This window comes from Pseudomonas sp. SB113 (genome assembly GCF_040754745.1).
Classification (GTDB): domain Bacteria; phylum Pseudomonadota; class Gammaproteobacteria; order Pseudomonadales; family Pseudomonadaceae; genus Aquipseudomonas; species Aquipseudomonas grimontii.
Genome location: NZ_JBFMHW010000006.1, coordinates 230,579 through 252,245 on the forward strand (window position 1 = coordinate 230,579; position 21,667 = coordinate 252,245).

The window sequence follows — 21,667 nt, forward strand, 5'->3', positions numbered from 1 at the left end:
CATCAGCCGACCGACTTGATGGGTGTCGTGGGCTCACCCAGGTACGCCGCCATCGAGTCATCCAGGGCCTGCAACCACGGCGTGTGGTGCGGCGGCGACTGGGTGCCGGTCATCAGCGAGCGATAGGACTTGTCGCGATAGCCCATGATGTTTTCCGCCTTGTCGTGCTTCCAGTGCAGAAAGGTTTCGTTGACGGCGGCGATGTCGAAATTCGGGTAGTCGGTGGCGTCCACCAGTTGCTGGATATAGGCGCCCTGGTACTCGAACATCTGCTGGTTGGTTTCCAGGGTCTGTTCCCGTGCGTGCCACGCTTGGCTGTCGGCGACCATCTCGGCGTGGCCGGGCAGCTGAATGCGCCCGAGGATCACATCGCGGGCATACCAGGCCTGGGCGTCGAACATGTTGAAGGAGTACCACTGGTCCTGCATGCCGAGGTAGATCAGGCGCGGGTTGGGTTCCCAGAACACGCCCTTGTAGAGGTTCATCGGCCACAGGCGGTTGTCGGTCTTGAGGCTCAGTTCATCGGGCAGGAACGGGAAGTGGTGCTTGTAGCCGGTGCACAGGATCACCGCGTCGATGTGCTTGCTGCTGCCATCGATAAAGTACGCGCGGTTGTTTTCCAGGCGCTGGAGCAGCGGTTTTTCTTCCCAGTTATCCGGCCAGGCATAGCCCATGGGCGCGCTGCGGTAGCAACTGGTGATGCTGCGCGCGCCGTATTTGTAGCATTGCGAGCCGATGTCCTCGGCCGAATAGCTGCTGCCGACGATCAGCAGGTCCTTGTCCTTGAACTCCAGCGCCTCGCGAAAATCGTGGGCATGCAGGATACGCCCGGCGAACTGTTCGAAGCCTTCGAAGTACGGCACCTTGGGCGTAGAGAAGTGGCCGCAGGCGTTGATCACGTAGTCGAATTCTTCGCAGGTCAAGGTGTCGCTGGTGTAGTCGTGGGCGTAGAGGGTGAAGCGCTGGCTCTGTTCGTCGAAGGTGACTTGGCGCACCACATTGTTGAAGCGGATGTAGTCGCGCACGCCGGCCTTTTCCACGCGGCCCTTGATGTAGTCCCACAGCACTTCACGCGGCGGGTAGGAGGCGATGGGTCGGCCGAAATGCTCTTCGAAGGTGTAGTCGGCGAACTCCAGGCATTCCTTGGGGCCGTTGGACCACAGGTAGCGGTACATGCTGCCGTGCACCGGCTCGCCGTTCTCGTCGAGGCCGGTGCGCCAGGTGTAGTTCCACATGCCGCCCCAGTCCTGCTGTTTTTCGAAACACACCAGCTCAGGGATGGCGGCGCCTTTGTCGCGGGCCGACTGGAACGCGCGAAGTTGCGCCAGGCCGCATGGGCCGGCACCGATGATTGCAACACGTAGGGTCATGAGCGTGCCTCCTGAAGGTTTCAGCGAAAGATCACTGTCTTGTCCTGGTTGATGAACACCCGGTGTTCCAGGTGGTATTTCAGGGCTTTGGAAAGGGCCACGGTTTCGGTGTCACGGCCGATGGCGACCAACGAGTCGGGCAAGTGGGTATGGTCGACGCGCTGGATTTCCTGCTCGATGATCGGGCCCTCGTCGAGGTCGCTGGTGACGTAGTGGGCGGTGGCGCCGATCAGCTTGACGCCGCGGTCATAGGCCTGGTGATAGGGTTTGGCGCCCTTGAAGCCGGGCAGGAACGAGTGATGGATATTGATGGCGCGCCCCGACAGTTGCTGGCACAGACCGTCCGACAAAATTTGCATGTAGCGCGCCAGCACCACCAAGTCGGTCTGGGTGTCTTCGACGATGCGCATCAGCTCGGCTTCCTGGCTGGCCTTGGTGTCCTTGGTGATCGGCAGGTAGATGAAGCGGATGCCTTCGCGCTCGGCCATCGCCCGCAGGTCCAGGTGGTTGGAGACCACGGCGGTGATGTGCATGTCCATCTCGCCCTTGCGGTGGCGGTAGAGCAGGTCGGTAAGGCAGTGGTCGAACTTGCTGACCATCAGCAGCACGCGGGTCGGTTGGCGCGAGCTGAACAATTGCCAGTGCATGTCGAAGCCACCGGCGAGGTCGCCGAGGCCCTTGCGCAGGGCGCCGATGTCGCCGCTCACGCCGGTGTTGAAACGGAACACCGCACGCATGAAAAACTGCCCGGTGAACTCATCGTCGAACTGCGCCAGCTCGCTGATGTAGCACAGTTGTTGGGCCAGGCACGCGCTGATCGCGGCGACAATCCCGGACGCCGCCGGGCAGGTGATCTTGAGGATGTAATGTTCGCTGGAGGCGTCCATCGAAGGCTCCTGAATTGCGTGAAGGAAGGCTCAGCCCTTGGCCGTGCGCTTGGTTTTTTGCGGGTCGTCGAAGGGCAGGGCGTGGGTGCTGGCGCTGGCCTCAAGGCTGCCGCGCACCTGCAAGGCGATGCCGGGTTCGGAGCAGGCGACGCTCATGCGCGCGATGGCCATCGAGCGTTTGCTCAGGCGTGAATACATGCCGCAGGTGATCACGCCGACTTGTTGGTTGCCTTGCCACACAGTGTCGCCGGCCTCGGCGGCGCGGACGCCCTCAAGCAGCACGCCGGTGATCTTGAAGCGCTCCTGGCCGCGCAGGCGCAGGTGTTCTTCGGCGCCACGGAAGGCGTTCTTGCCAGGGGAAACGGTGAAATCCAGGCCCATTTCCCAGAGGGTGTCGCCGGCCTTCTGGTCGGCGAAGGGGTACATCTGCGAGTTGTCGTAGGGGAAAAACATCAGCGAGCTTTCCACCCGCAACCAGTCCAGGGCGGTGAAGGCGCAGGGGATGATCCCCAGGCTCGCGCCTTGTTCGAGGATGCTGTCCCACAGGAACGGCGCATCGGCGGCCTTGCAGAAAATCTCGTAGCCACGTTCTCCGGTGTAGCCGGTGCGCGAGATCATCACCGGGCGGTCGAACAGGCGGGTTTGCAGGTGGTGGAAGTACGCCAGTTGGCGGATGCCGGGCACGTGTTCGGCGAGGAAATCCACCGCCAGCGGGCCTTGCAGCGACAGGTCGTGCAGGTCGTCATCGAACAGCACCGCCACTTGCCGGCCCTGGGCCGAGCGCACGAGCATTTCATGCCCGGTGCCGGCGCCATGCACCACCATGAACGCGTTGGGGCCGGTGCGGTAGACGATGCAGTCATCGACGAATTTGCCATCCTCATCGAGCATCGAGGCATACACCGATTTGCCGGGGTAGAGCTTGGCGATGTCGCGGGTGGTGGCCCACTGCAACAGGCTCTCGGCGTGGGGGCCCACGTAGTGGACTTTTTTCAGGCCGGACACGTCCATCAGGCCGGCGCAGGTGCGGATCGCCTGGTGGTGGTCGGCGAGGTCACTGCTGTAGGTCCAGGCAGTGCCCATGCCGTTCCAGTCTTCGAGGTTCGAGCCGAGGGCGCGGTGCCGGTCGGCCAATGCAGAAATACGCCATGAGTGGGTCATGTGAGGTTCCTTGTCGTAGAAGAAGGGGCGTCAGGCCTGTGGGTCGAACTGGCTCAGCCACTCGACCAGCGTGTGGCGGTAGCGGGTCATGCCCTTGTAGTCGGCGATGGGGTCGGGCAGGTCGCGCAGCACACGGTGCAGGCGACAGCCCCAGCCGGGTTGCGTGACCAGTTCGTCCAGGCTGATCAGGTAAGTGCGGATGCTGAACATCACCGCGTGGCTGCGCGGCAGGCGCGCCATCACTTGCAGCTCGACCCGCAGGTGCACTTGTCGGCCGACGTTCTGCGCGGTGATCTGGCCGCGATCGGCGCCCCATTCATGGAAGGTTTCCGGCGACGAATCCAGGCGCGGGTTGATGGTCAGGGTCCAGTTCAGGCGCCGCACGGGCTGGCCGACCTGCAGGTTGAGCAGGTACTTCAGCGCCCGCTCGAACACGCCCATCTGATGGGCCATGGGCACCGGTGCGTGCCACTGCTTGAAACTCATGCCGGCGTCGAACGCCAGCGACCAGTCGGCCGGGCTGGTGACCAGGCCGGCGTCCATGTACAGGTCGCCGTCGCGCTGGTCGAGCAGGGCGAAATCCCCCTGCACCTGGCGGCCGATGTACTCCAGCGGCGCGCAGGGCAGGCTGCTGGCATCGCCGAAGATGAAGGACTGGTCGATGTCCAGCAGGTGGTTGCGCCACTGCCAGCGCTCGCCGTTTTGCGTCAGGCTGAACGACTGCGGGTAGTCGGCGGCCAGGTGTTCCATGATCATCTGCAGCGCATCCCAGGCTGCCACTTGCATGTGCGGCATCACCAGGTAGCGGCGCGGGTCCTTGTCCAGCACCAGGGCGCGCTCGGCCATTTCCGAGCGGTAGTGCTCGTCGATGTCGAAGGCGTGTTCATAGATCGAGCCGGGGTCGCGGGAGATGGCCGGTTCGATGTTCACCGAGTACAGGTAGCTGTCCTCGATAAAGGGAAAGGGAAAACGCCGGATCGCTGCGGGGCTGTTGCGAAAACTGAAATCGTCGCGATAGCTCAGCACGGGGCTCGTTTGCAGGGGCATGGCACTCACTCCTATAGGTCCAGCGAAACGCAGGGGCCGCTGCCGCGCGAGACGCAGGGCATCAGAAAGTCGGCCTGCTCGGCCGGGCTGAGGAAGCTGTCGCGGTGTTCGATGGCGCCGCCCTGATGGCGCGTGATGCACTGGCCGCAGACCCCGCCACGGCATAGGTTGGGCACCTGTAATCCTGCGTGTTCCAGGGCTTCGAGCAGGCTTTGTTCGGCCTCGACCCGCAGGCGCCGGCCACTGCGCAGCAGGTGCAGGTCGAATGGCTGGCCGGGTTGTGCGCCCTTGAAGGCTTCCGAATGCACACGCCTGCTCGGCCAGCCGAGGCGTGAAGCGTGTTGCTCAACCGCCTCGAGCAAGGGCTGCGGACCGCAGGTGTAGACGTGGCTGCCCAGCGGCCGGTTGGCGAGGATCTGGTTCAGGTCCGGGCGGCGGTCGTAGGTGTGCAGGCGCGGGCCGAGGCGCTGTTGCAGCTCGTCGAGATAGGCGTCGCTGAGGCCCCGGCGGAACAGGTAATGCAGTTCGAAGTCGGCCTGCTGCTGTTCCATCGCGGCGATATAGGCCATGAACGGCGTGATCCCGATCCCGGCGGCGATGAGGATATGCAGGCGCGCGGTGCCATGGGGCGCGAACAGATTGGCCGGCGGGGAAATCTGCAAGGTGTCGCCGACCTGCACCTGCCTGTGCAGGTACTGCGAGCCACCGCGCGAGGCGTCTTGCAGGCGTACGGCAATGCGATAGTGCTGGGGGTACGCCGGGTCGCTGGTGAGTGAATAGGCGTTGCGCACCGTGCCTTCGGCCAGCGGCAGGTGCACCTGCACATGGCTGCCGGGCGAGAAGCCGGGCAGGCTGCCCGTGGCGGGCGTCAGGGTGAATTCGCGCACCACCGGCGTGAGCATGCGTGCCGCACTGACGTGGACGTTGAGGGCCGCGCTCATGGCTGGAACCCCGCGTAGGGTTGGTCGGGGTTGATGCATACGCCGAGATACGCCCCCAGGCGCCGGGAAAAATGCGTGCGGACCTCCAGCCCGACGTGGCAGCCGATGCAGTTCAACAGCGGCTCCGGCCCCGCCGCCTGGGTCAGGCCGCAGTGCGCGCAATACACCTGGCGCAGGCCCGGCGTGGTGCAGGTCATGTCGATCTCGTCGTCTTCCAGACCGGCGGCGCGGGCCTCGCCGTGCACACGCCAGATAAAGGCTTCGTCGCCCAGCAGGTAGAGCCGGCAGCCCACGGTGGCGCTGGCCAGCGCCTGTTGCAGGCGCCGCGTAAAGTCGGGGTGTTCGCCGTTCAACAGCACGGGCATGTGCAGTTCGCTGATGAACGCTGCGCTGGCGGCGGCTGATTGCATTACCACGATGGGGCGGCTGCGGGTAGGCGTCATGCGGGCTCTCCACGGTGTGTTTTGTTTCCTGTTGGGAGAGATACTTTCCTATGGGGAAAATCTTCTCAATCTGGAAAAAGGGCTATGCCTTTGGAGATAAGCCTTGCATGCCGGCCATTCGGGGCATGGAAGTTGCTGGGCCTTTGGACCACGCAGAGCAACCGGACGGGGAGTTATCAAAGAGTGCTGACACGACCAAAAGGCTGGCCGCTCTGGTTGGGGCCTGTACGCCCCGAACAGGCGCGCAGCGTGCGCAGGTTGTTGGCCGGGTTGCCCCTGCACGCTGACGGTGCCTTGTCGGGTTTCCTGGACCGTTTCGACGCACTGCTGCCGCCTGCCAGGCTTAACCTGATCCTCGGCGGTGAAGACCTGGGCCCGACGCGGCGAGGGTGGCTCGACGGCTGCCAGGAGGTCGCGCGTTGCCCCTGGCGCGACGCCAGCGTGACGGACGCTCCCCAAGCCTGCGGACCTTGCCGGCAACGGGGCGTGCACCGTCTGGTGTGCGCCTTGCCCGAGGGTGAGAAGGGCGCATTGCTGCTCGACACCCCCCGGCGGGCCGGTGCCAGTTGGCGCCAGTTGCTCGAAGAGGCGGCGCAGGCGGTGGGCGTGAGCGTGCGCCTGCGCAGCCACCACCGTGAGCAGCAGCGCAAACAGGCGACCTCCCGCCACGGCGCCCTGGCCCGTGAGCTGCACGATTCGGTGGCGCAGCAGTTAGGCTACCTGTCGTTCCAGGCCCATGGCTTGCAGTCGCAACTGGGCGAGCCGGCGCTGCAGGACCTGTGCAGCGGCCTGAGCCAACTGCAACGCCAGGTGCGCGAGCTGATCACCAGTGCGCGCCTGACCATGGACGGGCGCTCGCTGCGCCAGGCCCTGGCCGATTCGGTCGCGGAGTTCTCGCGGCGCTGCATCATTGTCTTCGAACTCGACAACCGCCTGGCCGACGACGCCCTGAGCCCGGAAACCGAATTGCAGATCCTGCAGATCATTCGCGAGGCCCTGGCCAATGCGGTGCGGCATTCCCACGCGCGCCACGTGCGCATCGAACTGCGCCAGACCCAGGATGGCGACGCCTCGGTGTCGGTGGAAGACGATGGCATCGGCTTGATCCCGGCCTGCGACGAGCACAACCATTTCGGCCTGGCGATTATCCGCGAGCGCGCCGCCAGCATCGGCGCACGGTTGAGCATTGAAGCGATCCGCCCGCACGGGGTGCGTGTGCACCTTGGCCTGCGCCGCCACCACGATCTGCCACAGGGGAGTCTCGATGGACTGCACGACCTTATTACTGATCGATGATCACCCGTTGTTTCGCAAGGGCCTGGCGCAGTTGTTCGATGCCAGCGGCGACTTCGAAGTGGTGGGGCAGGCGGCCAGCGGCCGCGAGGGCATCAACCTGGCCGTGAGCCTGACGCCGCAACAGGTGCTGCTGGATTTGCACATGCCCGGACTCAGCGGATTACAAGTGCTGGATGAACTGCGCCAGTTGCGCCTGGATTGCCAGGTGGTGGTGCTCACCGCCTCCATGGACCGCGCCGAGTTGCTCACGGCCTTGCGCCTGGGCGCCAGCGGTTATGTACTCAAGGAAACCGAGCCGGACGCGTTGCTGGCGTATATGCGCAACTGTCACAAGGGCGCGATCGTGCTGGACTCGAGCCTGATTGCCTTGCTCGCCGACCAGGCCGAGCCGTCGCCGTCGTGCGACCCCATCGACAGCGGCAACCTCACCGAGCGCGAAGGCCAGACCCTGGCGCTGATCGCCGCCGGCATGAGCAATAAGCAAATCGGCCGGGAACTGGGGATCAGCGACGGCACGGTGAAAATCTACGTGCGCAGCCTGTTGCAGAAGCTCGGCCTGCATTCGCGCCTGGAACTGGCGGCCTGGGTGCACAGCGGCGCCTTGATGAAACACGAGGAGCGCCACTAGATGAGGGACAGCCCCGAAGCGTTTGCGCCGCCGCCAATGGACTTGATGGATTGCTTTCCCGCCGCCTTATTGCAACTGCGCGACAACGGCCAGATCGCCCACTTCAACCTGGCCTGGGCCGAGTTGATGGGCCCGCCGGGCGCGGAGCGCAACCTGATGGACTACGTGCACCAGGAAGACCGCCCGCTATGGCGCCAGGCCCTGAATGAACTGCGCCGTCGCCCCGACACCTCATTCAACCAGCGCCTGCGCTTTGTGCACCCCAGCGGCGAGTTACGCTGGTTCGAGATCAGCCTCAAGCGCGGCCCCCAAGGCTTCTACCTGGTGGCCGGCGATGTCACCGCCCACAAGCGCCGCGAAATCGCCTGGCAGGCCAGCCAGCGCAGCAGCATGAGCTTGCTCGACAGCATGCCGGGCCTGATCTATCGCGGCCGCAACAATCGCGACTGGACCATGGAATTCGTCAGCGCCGGTTGCCTGCAACTCACCGGCTACCCCGCCGAACGCCTGGTGGACAACCATGAGTTCACCTACAACAGCCTGATCCTGGCGCAGGACGCTGACTACGTATGGCGCGAGGTGCAATATGCGTTGTCACGGCAGGAGCCGTTCGAGCTCAATTACCGGATTCGCTGCGCCGACCGGTCGATCAAGCATGTGTGGGAGAAGGGCGTGGGGATTTATGCGGATACCCGTGAAGTGTTGGGGATCGAGGGGGCGATTTTCGAGCGCAAGCTTTAACGGGTAAACGCAGCTCAAATGTGGGAGGTGGCGGTGCGACGATTCAACTTGCCCCCGATGAGCATGGGTATCTACACAACGTTGTATTAGCCAACGCTAACCACGATGCGAAGCGAGCCGCCCTTGATCTTGCTTTAGATCTTGATCTTGATCTCAGGCGGCCCCCCAAATCACTGTCGGATTACGGGCACACCGAGCCTGGGCGAGGTGCCGAGTGGTGGGGCGAAGCGTTTTGCTTACTTTTGCGCTGTTCAAAAGTGAGCCGCCGTCAGGGCGGAACCCATAGCGGCCGTTACCGCAGCAACGGATATGTACTCATTCCAACCCCAGCAAATGGTCGGCCCAGAGGCCGCCATCGGGGGCAAGCCCCCTCCCACAGTTTGATCTCCATACATCCGTGAGGTATCAGCCTGCTTTTGCTCTTGCCTTTGATCGTGATCTCAGGCGCCCCGTTAACCACGCTGGCCGGAGTGAGGGCATGCCAAGCCTAGGCGAGGCACCGAGTGGTGGGGCGTGACTCAATGCGCGCCAGCGGCCTTGTTCAGATCGCTTTCAGCCCACTCGGTATACACACACGCATCCGCCGTCGCCCAGCGCACACGCACCGGGTCGCCGGCCTTGAGCGGCATGCCGGCAGCGGACAGTGCCTTGACTGTCATCGACGTGCCACCCAGGGTTTTCACTGTGCAGGTCTGGCTTTCGCCGAGGAACAGCACCTCACCCACAATCGCCGACACTTCATTCCAGCCCGCCGCCAACGGTTGTTCAGCGGCCTGTTCGACACTCAGCGCCAGGGCTTTTTCCGGGCGTACCATCAGCAGCACATCCTGCTCGGTGTGCAGCCCGCTGGTCAGGCGGATCGACAGCGCCTGGCCTTCGAACGTCGCCACGGCGTTGCCCTGGGCCTTGAGCTTGAGGAAGTTGGAATTGCCGAGGAACGATGCCACGAACGCGTTCGGCGGGTTCTGGTAGAGGTCGAAGCCGCTGCCCAGGCCGACGATCTTGCCGTGGCTGAAAATCGCGATGCGCTGGGACAGGCGCATGGCTTCTTCCTGGTCGTGGGTCACGTAGACGATGGTGATGCCCAGGCGCCGGTGCAGTTGACGCAGTTCGTCTTGCAGGTCTTCGCGCAGCTTCTTGTCGAGGGCGCCGAGGGGTTCGTCCATCAGCAGGATGCGTGGCTCGTACACCAGCGCGCGGGCGATGGCGACCCGTTGCTGTTGGCCGCCGGACAATTGCGAAGGGCGGCGATGGGCGAACGGCTCCAGTTGCACCAGCTTGAGCATGGCGTCGACGCGCTTTTCGCGTTCGGCGCTGGCCAGTTTGCGAATCGCCAGGGGGAAGGCGATGTTGTCGCGCACCGACAAATGCGGGAACAGTGAGTAACGCTGGAACACCATGCCGATATCGCGCTTGTGCGGCGGCACGTTGACCAGTGATTGGCCGCTGACCAGGATCTCGCCGCTGCTCGGCGTTTCGAAACCGGCAAGCATCGACAGCGTGGTGCTTTTACCCGAGCCGCTGGAGCCGAGGAAGGTGAGGAATTCGCCGTCCTTGATGTCCAGCGAGATGTTGTCCACGGCAGCGAATTCGCCGTAGTGCTTGTTCAGGTTGCGCAGGCTGACCAGGGGTTGGCCATGGCTCTGCGCGACATCGTTGATCACTGCACTCATGTTCTTCTCCTCGGCGCTCAAGCGCGGGTTTCGGTACGCCGGCGAACGGCGGCGGCAATCACCATGACCAGCACCGAGAGGCCGATCAGCAGCGTCGACGCGACGGCGATCACAGGCGTCAGGTCCTGGCGCAGGGTGGTCCACATTTTTACGGGAAGGGTTTGCAGGGTCGGGCTGGCCATCATCACGCTGAGCACCACTTCGTCCCACGAGACCAGGAAGGCGAACAACGCACCGGCCACCATCCCCGGGCGAATCGCCGGAAAGGTCACCTTGAACACCGCCTGCAACCGCGAGGCGCCGCAGATTACCGCCGCGTCTTCGATCGACTGGTCGAACAGCTTCAGCGAGTTGATGATCGAGATGATGGTGAACGGCAGCGCCACGATCACATGGCTGACCACAAAGGCGAACATCGTGCCGGTGTAGCCCAGCTTGAGGAACAGCGCATATACCGCCACGGCGATGATCACCAGCGGCACGATCATCGGCAGGGTGAACAGGCCGTAGAGCAATTCGCGGCCGGGGAAGCGCCCGCGCACCAGGGCAAAGGCGGTAGGCAGGCCCAGGGCGACGGCGAACACGGTGGTCAGCACGGCCACCTTGAGGCTGGCCATGGCCGCGTTCATCCAGTCAGCGTTGGAGAAGAACTGGCCGTACCATTTCAGCGTCCAGCCCGGCGGCGGGAACACCAGCCATTGCGACGAGCCGAACGACAGCAGCACGATGAACACGATCGGCAGCAGCAGGAACAGGCCAATCAACCCGGTGGTGGTGTAGAGGCCCAAGCGCATCCTGCGGCTCATGGCATTGGGGGTCAGGAGCATGACGGCTTACCTCGCGTTGCTGGCGCCAACCGGGGATTCCGGCTGAAGCTTCAGGTAGAAGTAGAACAGCACCAGCGTGATGAAGATCAGCAACGCGGCGCCGGCACTGGCCAGGCCCCAATTAAGGAACGATTGCACCTGCTGGATGATGAACTCGGGCAGCATCATGTTCTGCGCACCGCCGAGCAGCGCCGGGGTGACGTAGTAACCGAGGGACATCACGAACACCATCAGGCCGCCGGAGAACAACCCCGGCCGGCACAGCGGCAGGAAGACGCGGAAGAAGTTGGTCCACGGGCTCGCGCCGCAGATCGAGCCGGCCTGCAGGATCATCGGGTCGATGGCCTGCATGGTCGCCTGCAATGGCAGCACGATGAACGGGATCATGATGTAGCTCATGCCGATCACCACGCCGGTGAGGTTATGCACCATCTCCAGGGGCACATCGATGATGCCCAGGGCCATCAGCGCCTTGTTGATCACCCCGGAGGCTTGCAGCAACACCAGCCAGGAATAGGTGCGGGCGAGCAGGCTGGTCCACATCGACAGCAGCACGATGTTGAGGATCCAGCGTCCCCAACCGCGCGGCACCAGGGTGATCGCCCAGGCCAGCGGAAAGCCCAGCAGCAGGCTGAACAGGGTCACCAGGCCCGCTACCGAAAAGGTGTTGAGCAGCACCCGTGCATAGGCCGAGTTGGCGAACAGCTGTTCATAGTTGCCCAGGCCCGGCACCGGCTCCAGCACGCCGCGCAGCAACAGGCCGATCAGCGGCGCCAGGAAGAACAGGCCGAGGAACAGCAGGGCCGGGATCAGGTTGCTCGAGCCCCGCCAGCGCTGCGCCAGGGACGGCGCCCCGGCCTTGGGCGAAACCGCGCCGGCAGCGCCGAGGGCGCTCCCGGTCGGTGTGGTTGCCGTCATTTTCATTTGACTAGCCATTCATTCCACCGTGTCGCAATGGCCGGGCCGTTCTTGGCCCAGTAGGCGAAATCGAGGGTGACCTGGTCCTTGACGTAGGCGGTCGGCAGGTTCGGCGCGAGTACCGAATCCAGGCGTTGCACGCTGTCGATGTTCACCGGTGCATAGGCGGTCAGGTTGGAGAAATCCGCCTGGCCCTTGGCGCTGCTGGCGTTGGCGAGGAACTTCATGGCAGCGGCTTTGTTTTTGCTGCCTTTAGGCACGACGAGGATGTCGGCCATGACTAGGTTCTGCTTCCAGCTCACGCCCACGGGCGCGCCGTCTTCCTGCAGGGCGTGGATGCGACCGTTCCAGAACTGGCCCATGCTGACTTCGCCGGACGCCAGCAACTGTTGCGACTGCGCACCGCCGCCCCACCAGACGATGTCTTTCTTGATGGTGTCGAGCTTCTTGAAGGCGCGGTCCAGGTCCAGGGGGTAGAGCTTGTCGGCGGGGACGCCGTCGGCCAGCAGCGCCAGTTCGAGCACGCCGGGGCTTGGCCATTTGTAGAGGGCGCGTTTGCCGGGGTAGGTCTTGGTGTCGAACAGCGCGGTCCAGTCTTGGGGCTTGCCGGCGCCGAGCTTGCTTTCGTTGTAACCGAGCACGAAAGAGAAGAAGAACGAACCGACGCCATGGTCGGAGACGAAGCGCGGGTCGATCTTGTCGCGCTGGATCACCGAGAAGTCCAACGGTTCGAGCAGGCCTTCGGCGGCGGCGCGCAAGGCGAAGTCGGCCTCGACATCCACCACGTCCCACTGCACGTTGCCGCTTTCGACCATGGCCTTGAGTTTGCCGTAGTCGGTGGGCCCATCCTGGACCACGGTAATGCCGCTGGCCTTGCTGAACGGGTCGGCCCAGGCCTGCTTCTGCGCATCCTGGGTGCTACCGCCCCAGCTCACGAAATTGACGCTTTCGGCCGCCATGGCCGCGTGAGTGGCCGTGGCCAATAAACCCGCGAACAGCACCGCGGTTGCACGTTTGTTCAACACCATTTTCACGCCCTCATTTGTTTTGTTATTGAGCGGGCTTGGTAATGCCCGCCTATCGGGAGCAGTAGGTCCATCGGGGGCCTCTAATCGAGACCCCAAAAGGCGACCGTGCCAAGGGCTGTTATTGGTGCTCTCCCTGGCGGGCGCACTTGGCGAAAGCGTTCGGTCTATGGAATATCATATTATGGTATTCCAAACTTTGTGCAAGCATTTTGCCTTACCGGTTATCCGTCATTCGGTGAAGGGAATGCTCTCGACCACCTCCAGGTCGTAGCCGGTGAGCCCGGCGTATTTGAGGGGCGGGCCGAGGTGACGCAGCTTGCCGACGCCGAGGTCCTGCAAGATCTGCGCCCCGGTGCCCACTTCGGAATAGATGCGCGACTGCGAACGGTTGAACTGGCGCGGTGCCTGGGTCAGTTGCGGCACGCGTTCCAGCAGCGCCTGGGACGATTCATGGTTGGCCAGCACTACCACCACGCCGCTGCCTTCAGCCGCGACACGTTGCAAGGCCGCCCACAGCGTCCAATTGGACGGGCCGCTGTAGTCGGCACCGACCAGGTCGCGCAGCGGGTCGATCACATGTACGCGCACCAGCGCCGGGGTATCGCGGTGCAACTGGCCCATCACCATGGCCATGTGCACGCCGCCGTCGATGCGGTCTTCAAAGGTGATCAGGCGGAATGTGCCGTGCACCGTGGGCAGGTCGCGTTCACCGATGCGCACCACGGTGCGTTCGGTGCTGAGGCGGTAGTGGATCAGGTCGGCGATGGTGCCGATCTTGATGCCGTGCTTGCGCGCGAAGATTTCCAGGTCGGGGCGGCGCGCCATGGTGCCGTCGTCGTTCATCACTTCGACAATCACCGAGGCCGGCGTATGCCCGGCCAGGCGCGCCAGGTCGCAACCGGCTTCGGTGTGACCGGCGCGGGTCAATACACCACCGTCCTTGGCGCGCAACGGGAAGATATGCCCCGGCTGCACGATGTCGGCCGGTCCGGCATTGCTGTCGACGGCAGCGGCCACGGTACGCGCGCGGTCGGCGGCGGAAATGCCGGTGGTCACGCCGCTGGCGGCCTCGATGGACACGGTAAATGCGGTGCTGAACACACTGCCATTGCTCGGCACCATCTGTTCCAGGCCCAGGCGCTGGCAGTGTTCGTCGGTGAGGGTCAGGCAGATCAGGCCACGGGCTTCGCGGGCCATGAAACTGATAGTCTCGGCGGTGCAGCAGGCGGCGGGCAGTAGCAGGTCGCCTTCGTTTTCCCGGTCTTCGTCGTCCACCAGTAGCACCATCTTGCCCTGGCGATAGTCTTCGATGATGTCTGCGATGCTGTTGAAGGCCATGTAAAATGCTCGACTTGTTGGTTGTATGTATTATGGTATACCACAAATTCTAAACAAGAGGATGTCCCGATGAAGGCCTACTGGATTGCCCATGTGGATGTGTCCGATGTAGAGCAATACACGCAGTACACCCAGCGCGCGCCGGCGGCGTTTGCAAAGTTTGGCGGACGGTTCCTGGCCAGGGGCGGGCGCAGCGAAGCGATGGAAGGCGGGCCGGCACGGCAGCGTAATGTGGTGATTGAGTTTGAGAGCTATGAGCAGGCGGTGGCGTGTTATGAGTCCAGGGAGTATCAGGAGGCGAAGGGACACCGCGAGGGGGCAGGGCAGGCGCAGATCATCATCGTGGAAGGGCTGGCGCGCTGATTTTTTCAGGTATAAACCGATTCAAATGTGGGAGGGGGCTTGCTCCCGATGGCGGTAGTTCAGTCACTTCATGTATTGACTGACCTACTGCTATCGGGAGCAAGCCCCCTCCCACATGTGGACCCGGTTTAGCTGAAGATCAGCGGATGAAGTGGATCTTGCCGCTGTCGTCATTACCGATATAGATGCCATACACCCCAGCCTGGCGTTCCTCGATATACCGTTCGAGGATCTGCCGGATCGCCGGGTAGTAGATGCTGTCCCAGGGAATCTCCTCGGGCGCGAAGAATTTGTAGTCGAGGGTCTCCGGGCCGAACTGGCCGGTGATCTCCAGCGCGATGGCGCGGAAGATGATGTAGACCTCGCTGATCCTGGGCACGCTGAAGATGGAGTAGGGCGAGACGATCTCGGCGCGTACGCCACTCTCTTCCCACACCTCTCGCAGCGCGGCCTGTTCGGTGGTTTCGCCACCTTCCATGAAACCGGCAGGCAATGTCCAGGTGCCGGGGCGCGGCGGAATCGCGCGCTGGCACAGCAGGTACTTACCGTCCTGCTCGATGATGCAGCCGGCGATGATCTTGGGGTTGATGTAGTGGATATAGCCGCAGCCCCGGCACATCAGGCGCTCATGGGTATCGCCCGGTGGCAGCTGGTGACCGAGGTCACTGCCGCCGCATGTCGGGCAAAAGCTGGGGCTGGACACGGTCAGTGACCTATGCGCGGTTCTTTCAGTGCGATGGGCAGGGTGATTTCCGGAATCTTGCCGGTTTCTTCCTGTTTGCGCTTGAGGTAGTCCAGGGCCACGGCGGCGGCGGCGCGCACGTGATCGACGCAGGCCTGGTGGGCCGCCAGCGGGTCGCCGCTCTTGATCGCCTGGACCATGCGTTCCATTTCCTGATTGCTGGTGCCGCGACGGTTTTCCTGGGACACCGAGGTGGCGCGCAGGTAGCTGATGCGCGCCTGCAACTGGCGCAACTGGGTGGCCGCCACATGGTTGCCCGAACCTTCGAGCAGCACGTCGTAGAAGCCCTGGACCGAGTCGATCACCTGCTGCAGCTCACCGTCCTTGAGGGCCTTGCGGTTTTCTTCCAGGGCTTTTTCCAAGGCCTTGATGTCCTTGGCCTTGGCGCGCAGGGTGAACAATTGCACGATCAAGCCTTCGAGCACGCAACGCAGTTCATAGATGTCGACGGCGTCCGCCAGGGTGATGATCGCCACTTGCGGGCCCTTGGCATCGGCGAATTCCACCAGGCCTTCGGACTCCAGGTGACGCAAGGCTTCGCGTACCGAGGTGCGGCTGACGCCGAGGCGGTCGCACAGGTCGCGCTCCACCAGGCGGTCACCGGGCAGCAGTTGGAAGTTCATGATGGCGCTGCGCAGTTTTTCCAGCACGATTTCGCGCAGGGTGACCGGGTTGTGATTGACCTTGAAGCTGTCGTCGAGGGGCGCGCGTTTCATGGGGTCTGCTCTGAATTTAGCGGTTAACTGGAGGCCTCGGCCGGCCGGGGCCGATTGAGGGCCGAAAATCGTGCCCAAGTTTATCATGCTGAGTTCCTTAAGCGACAAACCCTCACGGCCCCCGCGCGCCTCAGGCCAGGGCCGGCAGCGGGCCCAGCTTGCCCTTGTGGTAGATCATCGGCGTGACCGGTTCCTTGGGCAGGATCAGGTTCTTCACCGCGCCGACGATGATCGCGTGATCGCCGCCGTCGTATTCGCGCCACAGTTCGCACTCGATGATCGCCGTGGCCTTGGCCAGCAGCGGGTTGCCCAGCTCGCTCAGGTGCCACTCGATGCCCTTGGCCTTTTCCTTGCCTTTGCTGGCGAAAGCATAGGCCTCGGCGGTCTGGTCGGCGGACAGCAAGTGGATCGCGAAGCGCTTGCTGTCGCGCAGGATCGGGTAGGTGTCCGACGCATAGTTGGGGCAGAACAGCACCAGTGCCGGGTCGATCGACAGCGCGCTGAACGCACTGGCGGTAATGCCGACGATGCCGCCGTCGGGGTCGAGGGTGGTGACCACCGTGACGCCCGAAGGGAACGAGCTCATGACGTCTTTGTAAATGCCGGGTTCGATCATGGTCGGGGTCTCTTAACGCATCACGAAAGGATCAGGCATGGGCGCCTGGGAGAGGTTGATCCACACCGTCTTCAGCTCGGTGTAGGCGAGTACCGAATCGATGCCGCTTTCACGTCCGTAGCCGCTGTTCTTGAAGCCACCGATAGGCGCCATTGCCGACACGGTGCGGTAGGTGTTGACCCAGATGATCCCCGAGCGCACGTCCCGCGCCAGGCGGTGGGCGCGGCCGAGGTCGCGGGTCCAGATGCCGGCGGCGAGGCCGAATTGCGAGTCGTTGGCGATGGCCAGCGCTTCGGCTTCATCCTTGAAACGGATGACCGAGGCCACCGGGCCGAACACTTCTTCCTGCATGATCTTCATCGAGTTGCTGTCGCACTCGAACAGCGTCGGCTCATAGAACCAGCCTTCACCGAGGTTCTGCGGGCGTTTGCCACCGGTGCGCAAGCGCGCGCCTTCGGCGATGGCATCCGCGACCAGGCCTTCGACCACGGCCAGTTGCTGCGCGGTGGCCATGGGGCCCATTTCGCTGGCGTCGTCTTGGGGGTTACCGATGCGGATGCGCTGGGCGCGAGCCACCAGGCGCTCGACGAATTCGTCGTAGATCTCGTCCTGCACCAGCAGGCGCGAACCGGACACGCAGCTCTGCCCGGACGCCGCGTAGATACCGGCAATCGCGCCGTTGATGGCGCTGTCGAGGTCGGCGTCGGCAAAGATGATATTCGGCGACTTGCCGCCCAGCTCCAGGGACAGCTTGGCGAAGTTCTCCGCGCTGCTGCGCACCACATGGCGGGCCGTGGCCGCGCCGCCGGTGAAGGCGATCTTGCGCACCAGTGGGTGGCGGGTGAGGGCGGCGCCGGTGCTGGGGCCAAAGCCTGTGACCACATTGACCACGCCTGGCGGGATCCCGGCTTCGAGGGCCAGGCGCGCGAGTTCGAGGATGGTTGCCGAGGCGTGTTCCGAGGGTTTGATCACGATGGTATTGCCCGCCGCCAGGGCCGGCGCGAGCTTGATCGCGGTCAGGTACAGCGGGCTGTTCCACGGAATGATCGCGGCGACCACGCCCATGGCTTCGTGCACGGTGTAGGCGAACAGATCCGGCTTATCCAGCGGCAGGGTGCCACCCTCGAGCTTGTCGGCCAGGCCGGCGGTGTAGTGGAAGAACTCCGGCAGGTAGCTGACCTGGCCACGGGTTTCGCGGATCAACTTGCCGTTGTCGCGGCTTTCCAGCTGGGCCAGTTGCTCTTTGTTCTCGGCGATCAGGTCGCCCAGGCGGCGCAGCAATTTGCCCCGTGCGGTGGCGGTGAGGCCACGCCAGGCCGGGCTGTCGAAGGCGCTTTGGGCGGCCTGCACGGCGCGCTCCACGTCGGCTTCGTCGGCGTCGGGCAGTTGCGCCCAGGGTTCGGCGAGGGCCGGGTTGAGGCTGTCGAAAGTCTTGCCGGACAGGGCATCGACCCATTCACCGCCGATGCACATCTGGAAGCGTGCGAGTGTCATGCAACGATCCCCTTGATTGGATTGTTTTGGGCGTACACCGTGTCGAGGAAACCCAGCAGCAGCTGGTTGACCAGGCGTGGCGATTCTACCGGCATCATATGCCGTTGCTCGGCCAGCACCGCAACGGTGGCGCCGGGAATACGATCGGCCAGTTGCCGGGCCATTTCCGGGGTTGAACCGGGATCGAGTTCGCCGGTGGCGACCAGGGTCGGTACGCGCAAACCCTTGAGGTCGTCGGCGCGGTACATGTCCTGGGTCGCAAACAGTTCGTAGGTGGTCAGGTAGCCCTGGGGGTCGTTGCCCGCCAGGGTTTCACGCAGGGCGGCGATCTGCGCCGGGTTGGCCGCCTGATATTCACGGCTGAACCAGCGCGACAGCGCGGCTTCGGCATTCGCATCCGGGCCGTGTTCGGCGGCCTGGGCGGTGCGTGCAATCACGCCGGCACGCTGTTCGGGGCTGCGGTTGAACACACTGTTGAGCACCACCAGGCCTTGCAGGCGTTCGGGGTAATGCAGGGCAAACGCCCGCGCGACCAGGCCGCCCATGGAAAAACCGATCACCGTGGCCTGGGGCAGTTGCAGGTGGTCGAGCAGTTCCAGCAACTGGTCGGCATACCCCAGCAGCGGCGTGCCGGCGGCCGGGCGCGGGCTGGCGCCATGGCCGAGCATGTCATAGCTGATCACGCGGTAGTTCGAGGCAAGGCCAACGACTTGCCCGCCCCACATTTCTTTATTCAGGCCCACGCCGTGGATCAAAACCACAGGCTGGCCTTGGCCGGTCGCCAGATAACTGGTGCCAGCCGGGGTGCGTTCAGCGGTGAGCCGAATCATGGAGCGCTCCTGCATGTTTTTTGTTGTGGTGGCCGGCCGTGCTTACTGGGCTTTTTCCGCCGCCAGTTCTTCCAGGTCGATGTAACGGTTACCGATCCGTGGATGCAGGCGGCCACCGTCGGCGCACCCCAGGACCACCACGATTTCGTCGGCACGCGGCGAATCTTCGATGTGCATTTCCAGGGTGATGTAGTGCGAACGCAGGCCTTCGTCGTCCTTGTGCATCATCGGGATCTGGATCGAGGTGCCCGGCCCGCCGCGCTTGTTGGTGAAGCTCAGGTAGCTCTTGGCCTTGACCGCTTCACGGTAGTGATTGCCGAAGCGCAGGGTGTGGATGATCGCGCTGGCGTGTTCGATCTCGCCGTCGGCACCGACCACGGCAGCCTTGCCATAGGCCTCGATGTTTTCGGCGCCGCCAATGATGCCCACCAGGCGCTCGACCATCAGCGCGCCGAGGTCGGAGCAATTGGCCCGGATTTCCGGCTTGAGGTCTTCGACGAAACCGCGACCCAGCCATGGGTTTTTCAGGACCACGGCGAGGCCGACCATTTTCACCGGGGTGTCTGCGGCCTTGCCGCCTTCGATGAAGGTTTCTTCTACATAGCTGACGATCTTGCGGATTTCGAAACTCATGGACGGCTCCATCGGATGCGTGGGATTTCCGTATGATGGTATACCATAATACGAGAAGCGCAAGAGGCTGGAGTGCGTCGTCATGGAGGGGGCTGGGAAATCCCTCGGCCTGCTGGCCCCGGTGGCGTCAACGGCCGCCGGGTACCGGGGGTGGCGGTCTGGCTAGTGCGCGTTGAGGAATGCTGCGACGCTCGCCATGCATGCCTCACGCTCTTCGACGTGGGGCATATGGCTGGACTGCTCGAAAATCTGCCACTGCACCTCCTCAATCCCGTCGGCAAACGGCTGCACCGTCGCTGGCGTGGCCTCGTCGAAACGCCCGGAAATCAGCAGGGTGGGTACCTGGATGTGCGACAGACGGTCGATGATGGTCCAGTTGCGCATGCTGCCGACCACATGGAATTCGGTCGGGCCGTTCATGGCATGGTAGACAGTCGGGTCGGCGTCGATCGCGGCAAAGGTGCGTGCCACCTCGGCGGGCATTGGCTGGATACGACACACGTGGCGCGCGTAAAACACGTCGGAGGCGGCGCGGTATTCAGGGGTATCGGTGGTGCCGGCGTCTTCGTGCCGCTGCAAGGTGGCTTGCACGTCGGCGGGCAGTGCCTGGCGCAGTTCGTTGGCCGCTTCGCACCACAGTTCCATGGACGCCGGCGAGTTGGCGATGATCAGGGCCTTGAGGCCGACCGGTTGGCGAACCGCATGTTCGGCACCAAGAATGCCGCCCCAGGATTGCCCAAGCAATGCGTAATCATGCAGGCCCAGGTGGGCGATCAGGTTGTCCAGTTCGGCCAGGAACAGGTCCACGCACCAGAAATCCTTGGGTGCCTGGGGCAGGTGGGTCGAGCGGCCATTGCCGAGTTGGTCGTAGTGCACCACGGCGCGGCCGGTGGCGGCCAGGTCTTTGAAACTGTCGACGTAGTCATGGGTGCAGCCGGGGCCGCCGTGGGCAACGATCAAGGGCAGGCGCCCTGAATTCAAGTCGCCAGTGACCCGGAACCAGGTTCGGTAATCACCGAAATCGGCATAACCTTCGCGTACCAGCATGTTGTGTACCTCATTGGGGAACGATGGGGTACAGGCTATTCAAAGCAGGCGCTCAGGTGCACTGGCAAAAATGCTAGGTTCTCAGACTTCCACCAGGCGGTAATGCAAGCCACGTACGACGGCTTCCACGCGGTTGCGCGCGCCCAGTTTGCGCGCGGCGGCGATCAGGTGCAGGTTGACGGTGGCCTCGGAGCGGTGGAGCGTGGCGGCGATGCCCTTGGCCGTCAGCCCCTTGGCCGAATGCTGCAGGCACTCACGTTCTCGACGGGTGAGACGAATGTACGTGCAGTCGCGTTCCGCCGGCGCGAGCAGGTCGGTGACCTGGGCCTGGAGCGCATGGGCCAACACCAGCATTTCACCGAGGTTCTGCCGCGTGTGATGCTCGGCGTCCGCCGGTGTGCCGTCGATGATGGCGGTCAGCGTGGCAAAGCCGCCATCGGGCAAGTGCAATGGCACGGTCAGGCCGGTGCTCAGGCCGCAGTCGCGGATGTAGTGGGCTACCGGGCGGTGGGCTTCGGTCAGCGCGCCGTTCCAGCCGGTGTCGGCGCTGAACGACCAGGCAAATGGTGTGGTGCGCCGCGCAGCGCACTGTTGCACCGGGTCGATCTGGTAATAGCCGCGTTCGCACCACTGCGCGTACATATCTCCCGGGGCATTCAGGGTCTTGAACACCGAGGGGGTAATCAGCGCGCCCTCGTGGCTGACGGGGACCGGCGCATAGTCATAGATCAGTGTCTTGAACCCGAGGCGGTTGGTGGCCTGCTGAACATGGGCCAGACAGGCATCAACGCTGTTCAAGTGGGCGAGCTGATCGCTGAATGTCATCAGGTCGGTGTGCATGGTGGCTCCGGGTGTTGGGATGCACGGTTTTTCAAGCAAACAGTCTGCCAAGGCCGAAAACCTAGTAGTTTTCAGGATAACGCCCGGA

23 protein-coding genes are annotated in these 21,667 nt (G+C 63.7%); 4 read left to right on the top strand and 19 right to left on the bottom strand.

Annotated features, from left to right (window positions below; translation table 11 throughout):
- Positions 1 to 2: 2 nt before the first annotated feature.
- Genes AB1462_RS10685 through AB1462_RS10710 form a run of 6 tightly spaced genes read right to left on the bottom strand, consistent with a single transcriptional unit; the run spans position 3 to position 5,849 of the window.
- Positions 3 to 1,370: an NAD(P)-binding domain-containing protein gene (locus AB1462_RS10685; RefSeq protein ID WP_090402548.1), complete on the bottom strand. Its 1,368-nt coding sequence runs from the start codon at positions 1,368 to 1,370 to the stop codon at positions 3 to 5.
- Positions 1,371 to 1,390: 20 nt separating this feature from the next.
- Complete coding sequence (purU, locus tag AB1462_RS10690; RefSeq protein ID WP_367246702.1) at positions 1,391 to 2,257, bottom strand: formyltetrahydrofolate deformylase; 867 nt, start codon at positions 2,255 to 2,257, stop codon at positions 1,391 to 1,393.
- Positions 2,258 to 2,287: 30 nt separating this feature from the next.
- Positions 2,288 to 3,418: an aminomethyltransferase family protein gene (locus tag AB1462_RS10695; protein WP_367246703.1), complete on the bottom strand. Its 1,131-nt coding sequence runs from the start codon at positions 3,416 to 3,418 to the stop codon at positions 2,288 to 2,290.
- A gap of 30 nt (positions 3,419 to 3,448) precedes the next feature.
- Positions 3,449 to 4,465, bottom strand: coding sequence for a DUF3445 domain-containing protein (locus tag AB1462_RS10700; RefSeq protein WP_090402554.1), 1,017 nt, complete (start codon positions 4,463 to 4,465; stop codon positions 3,449 to 3,451).
- Positions 4,466 to 4,476: 11 nt separating this feature from the next.
- Positions 4,477 to 5,406 (bottom strand): 2Fe-2S iron-sulfur cluster-binding protein, encoded by a 930-nt coding sequence (locus tag AB1462_RS10705; RefSeq protein ID WP_367246704.1) that lies wholly within the window; start codon positions 5,404 to 5,406, stop codon positions 4,477 to 4,479.
- Entirely contained in the window at positions 5,403 to 5,849 is a 447-nt protein-coding gene (locus tag AB1462_RS10710) for a dimethylamine monooxygenase subunit DmmA family protein (RefSeq protein ID WP_090402558.1), read from the bottom strand. Before AB1462_RS10710 ends, AB1462_RS10705 begins: the two co-directional genes overlap by 4 nt.
- 249 nt (positions 5,850 to 6,098) lie before the next feature.
- Between AB1462_RS10710 and AB1462_RS10715 the strand changes: the two genes are divergently transcribed.
- The 3 genes from AB1462_RS10715 to AB1462_RS10725 are packed head-to-tail and all read left to right on the top strand — an operon-like array spanning position 6,099 to position 8,514.
- Positions 6,099 to 7,145 (top strand): ATP-binding protein, encoded by a 1,047-nt coding sequence (locus tag AB1462_RS10715; RefSeq protein WP_090409894.1) that lies wholly within the window; start codon positions 6,099 to 6,101, stop codon positions 7,143 to 7,145.
- Positions 7,114 to 7,773, top strand: a complete 660-nt coding sequence (locus AB1462_RS10720) for a response regulator (RefSeq protein ID WP_090402560.1) — start codon at positions 7,114 to 7,116, stop codon at positions 7,771 to 7,773. The genes AB1462_RS10715 and AB1462_RS10720 overlap by 32 nt, the downstream gene beginning before the upstream one ends.
- On the top strand, positions 7,774 to 8,514 hold the full coding sequence (locus AB1462_RS10725; protein WP_090402562.1) for a PAS domain-containing protein: 741 nt from the start codon (positions 7,774 to 7,776) through the stop codon (positions 8,512 to 8,514).
- A 518-nt stretch (positions 8,515 to 9,032) separates the two neighbouring features.
- On the opposite strand, the gene AB1462_RS10730 is transcribed toward AB1462_RS10725, so the two are convergent.
- The 5 genes from AB1462_RS10730 to ribBA form a co-directional block, all read right to left on the bottom strand.
- Positions 9,033 to 10,187 carry an ABC transporter ATP-binding protein gene (locus AB1462_RS10730; RefSeq protein ID WP_090405953.1) on the bottom strand — a complete coding sequence of 385 codons (1,155 nt, stop codon included), beginning with the start codon at positions 10,185 to 10,187 and terminating at the stop codon, positions 9,033 to 9,035.
- Between the two features lie 17 nt (positions 10,188 to 10,204).
- Positions 10,205 to 11,014: an ABC transporter permease gene (locus AB1462_RS10735; protein ID WP_010567348.1), complete on the bottom strand. Its 810-nt coding sequence runs from the start codon at positions 11,012 to 11,014 to the stop codon at positions 10,205 to 10,207.
- Between the two features lie 6 nt (positions 11,015 to 11,020).
- Positions 11,021 to 11,938, bottom strand: a complete 918-nt coding sequence (locus AB1462_RS10740) for an ABC transporter permease (protein WP_367246705.1) — start codon at positions 11,936 to 11,938, stop codon at positions 11,021 to 11,023.
- On the bottom strand, positions 11,935 to 12,960 hold the full coding sequence (locus AB1462_RS10745) for an ABC transporter substrate-binding protein (RefSeq protein WP_367246706.1): 1,026 nt from the start codon (positions 12,958 to 12,960) through the stop codon (positions 11,935 to 11,937). The genes AB1462_RS10740 and AB1462_RS10745 overlap by 4 nt, the downstream gene beginning before the upstream one ends.
- Positions 12,961 to 13,188: 228 nt before the next feature.
- Complete coding sequence (gene ribBA / locus AB1462_RS10750; protein WP_259194860.1) at positions 13,189 to 14,298, bottom strand: bifunctional 3,4-dihydroxy-2-butanone-4-phosphate synthase/GTP cyclohydrolase II; 1,110 nt, start codon at positions 14,296 to 14,298, stop codon at positions 13,189 to 13,191.
- Between the two features lie 69 nt (positions 14,299 to 14,367).
- On the opposite strand from ribBA, the gene AB1462_RS10755 reads away from it, so the two are divergent.
- The gene (locus tag AB1462_RS10755) at positions 14,368 to 14,661 is read left to right on the top strand and encodes a DUF1330 domain-containing protein (protein ID WP_259194859.1); all 294 of its coding nucleotides are present in this window, start codon (positions 14,368 to 14,370) and stop codon (positions 14,659 to 14,661) included.
- Positions 14,662 to 14,800: 139 nt separating this feature from the next.
- On the opposite strand, the gene AB1462_RS10760 is transcribed toward AB1462_RS10755, so the two are convergent.
- From AB1462_RS10760 to AB1462_RS10795, 8 genes are all read right to left on the bottom strand, one after another.
- Entirely contained in the window at positions 14,801 to 15,364 is a 564-nt protein-coding gene (locus tag AB1462_RS10760) for an NUDIX hydrolase (protein WP_090405938.1), read from the bottom strand.
- 2 nt (positions 15,365 to 15,366) lie between these two features.
- Positions 15,367 to 16,119, bottom strand: coding sequence for a GntR family transcriptional regulator (locus AB1462_RS10765; protein WP_027603600.1), 753 nt, complete (start codon positions 16,117 to 16,119; stop codon positions 15,367 to 15,369).
- A 130-nt stretch (positions 16,120 to 16,249) separates the two neighbouring features.
- On the bottom strand, positions 16,250 to 16,735 hold the full coding sequence (locus AB1462_RS10770) for a flavin reductase family protein (RefSeq protein WP_053139508.1): 486 nt from the start codon (positions 16,733 to 16,735) through the stop codon (positions 16,250 to 16,252).
- A 12-nt stretch (positions 16,736 to 16,747) separates the two neighbouring features.
- Positions 16,748 to 18,229, bottom strand: a complete 1,482-nt coding sequence (locus AB1462_RS10775; RefSeq protein WP_367246707.1) for an aldehyde dehydrogenase — start codon at positions 18,227 to 18,229, stop codon at positions 16,748 to 16,750.
- Entirely contained in the window at positions 18,226 to 19,059 is an 834-nt protein-coding gene (locus AB1462_RS10780; RefSeq protein ID WP_090405928.1) for an alpha/beta fold hydrolase, read from the bottom strand. Before AB1462_RS10780 ends, AB1462_RS10775 begins: the two co-directional genes overlap by 4 nt.
- Before the next feature lie 42 nt (positions 19,060 to 19,101).
- Positions 19,102 to 19,692 (bottom strand): amino acid synthesis family protein, encoded by a 591-nt coding sequence (locus AB1462_RS10785; RefSeq protein WP_065939735.1) that lies wholly within the window; start codon positions 19,690 to 19,692, stop codon positions 19,102 to 19,104.
- A gap of 162 nt (positions 19,693 to 19,854) precedes the next feature.
- Positions 19,855 to 20,739 (bottom strand): proline iminopeptidase-family hydrolase, encoded by an 885-nt coding sequence (locus AB1462_RS10790; RefSeq protein WP_367246708.1) that lies wholly within the window; start codon positions 20,737 to 20,739, stop codon positions 19,855 to 19,857.
- 81 nt (positions 20,740 to 20,820) lie between these two features.
- Complete coding sequence (locus AB1462_RS10795) at positions 20,821 to 21,579, bottom strand: autoinducer binding domain-containing protein (protein WP_090405923.1); 759 nt, start codon at positions 21,577 to 21,579, stop codon at positions 20,821 to 20,823.
- Positions 21,580 to 21,667 lie beyond the last annotated feature (88 nt).

Coding starts and splice junctions, on each gene's coding strand:
- AB1462_RS10685 (WP_090402548.1), bottom strand. CDS start 1,370: ATGACCCTACGTGTTGCAATCATCGGTGCCGGCCCATGCGGCCTGGCG.
- purU (WP_367246702.1), bottom strand. CDS start 2,257: ATGGACGCCTCCAGCGAACATTACATCCTCAAGATCACCTGCCCGGCG.
- AB1462_RS10695 (WP_367246703.1), bottom strand. CDS start 3,418: ATGACCCACTCATGGCGTATTTCTGCATTGGCCGACCGGCACCGCGCC.
- AB1462_RS10700 (WP_090402554.1), bottom strand. CDS start 4,465: ATGCCCCTGCAAACGAGCCCCGTGCTGAGCTATCGCGACGATTTCAGT.
- AB1462_RS10705 (WP_367246704.1), bottom strand. CDS start 5,406: ATGAGCGCGGCCCTCAACGTCCACGTCAGTGCGGCACGCATGCTCACG.
- AB1462_RS10710 (WP_090402558.1), bottom strand. CDS start 5,849: ATGACGCCTACCCGCAGCCGCCCCATCGTGGTAATGCAATCAGCCGCC.
- AB1462_RS10720 (WP_090402560.1), top strand. CDS start 7,114: ATGGACTGCACGACCTTATTACTGATCGATGATCACCCGTTGTTTCGC.
- AB1462_RS10725 (WP_090402562.1), top strand. CDS start 7,774: ATGAGGGACAGCCCCGAAGCGTTTGCGCCGCCGCCAATGGACTTGATG.
- AB1462_RS10730 (WP_090405953.1), bottom strand. CDS start 10,187: ATGAGTGCAGTGATCAACGATGTCGCGCAGAGCCATGGCCAACCCCTG.
- AB1462_RS10735 (WP_010567348.1), bottom strand. CDS start 11,014: ATGCTCCTGACCCCCAATGCCATGAGCCGCAGGATGCGCTTGGGCCTC.
- AB1462_RS10740 (WP_367246705.1), bottom strand. CDS start 11,938: ATGAAAATGACGGCAACCACACCGACCGGGAGCGCCCTCGGCGCTGCC.
- AB1462_RS10745 (WP_367246706.1), bottom strand. CDS start 12,960: ATGGTGTTGAACAAACGTGCAACCGCGGTGCTGTTCGCGGGTTTATTG.
- ribBA (WP_259194860.1), bottom strand. CDS start 14,298: ATGGCCTTCAACAGCATCGCAGACATCATCGAAGACTATCGCCAGGGC.
- AB1462_RS10755 (WP_259194859.1), top strand. CDS start 14,368: ATGAAGGCCTACTGGATTGCCCATGTGGATGTGTCCGATGTAGAGCAA.
- AB1462_RS10765 (WP_027603600.1), bottom strand. CDS start 16,119: ATGAAACGCGCGCCCCTCGACGACAGCTTCAAGGTCAATCACAACCCG.
- AB1462_RS10770 (WP_053139508.1), bottom strand. CDS start 16,735: ATGATCGAACCCGGCATTTACAAAGACGTCATGAGCTCGTTCCCTTCG.
- AB1462_RS10775 (WP_367246707.1), bottom strand. CDS start 18,229: ATGACACTCGCACGCTTCCAGATGTGCATCGGCGGTGAATGGGTCGAT.
- AB1462_RS10780 (WP_090405928.1), bottom strand. CDS start 19,059: ATGATTCGGCTCACCGCTGAACGCACCCCGGCTGGCACCAGTTATCTG.
- AB1462_RS10785 (WP_065939735.1), bottom strand. CDS start 19,692: ATGAGTTTCGAAATCCGCAAGATCGTCAGCTATGTAGAAGAAACCTTC.
- AB1462_RS10790 (WP_367246708.1), bottom strand. CDS start 20,739: ATGCTGGTACGCGAAGGTTATGCCGATTTCGGTGATTACCGAACCTGG.
- AB1462_RS10795 (WP_090405923.1), bottom strand. CDS start 21,579: ATGCACACCGACCTGATGACATTCAGCGATCAGCTCGCCCACTTGAAC.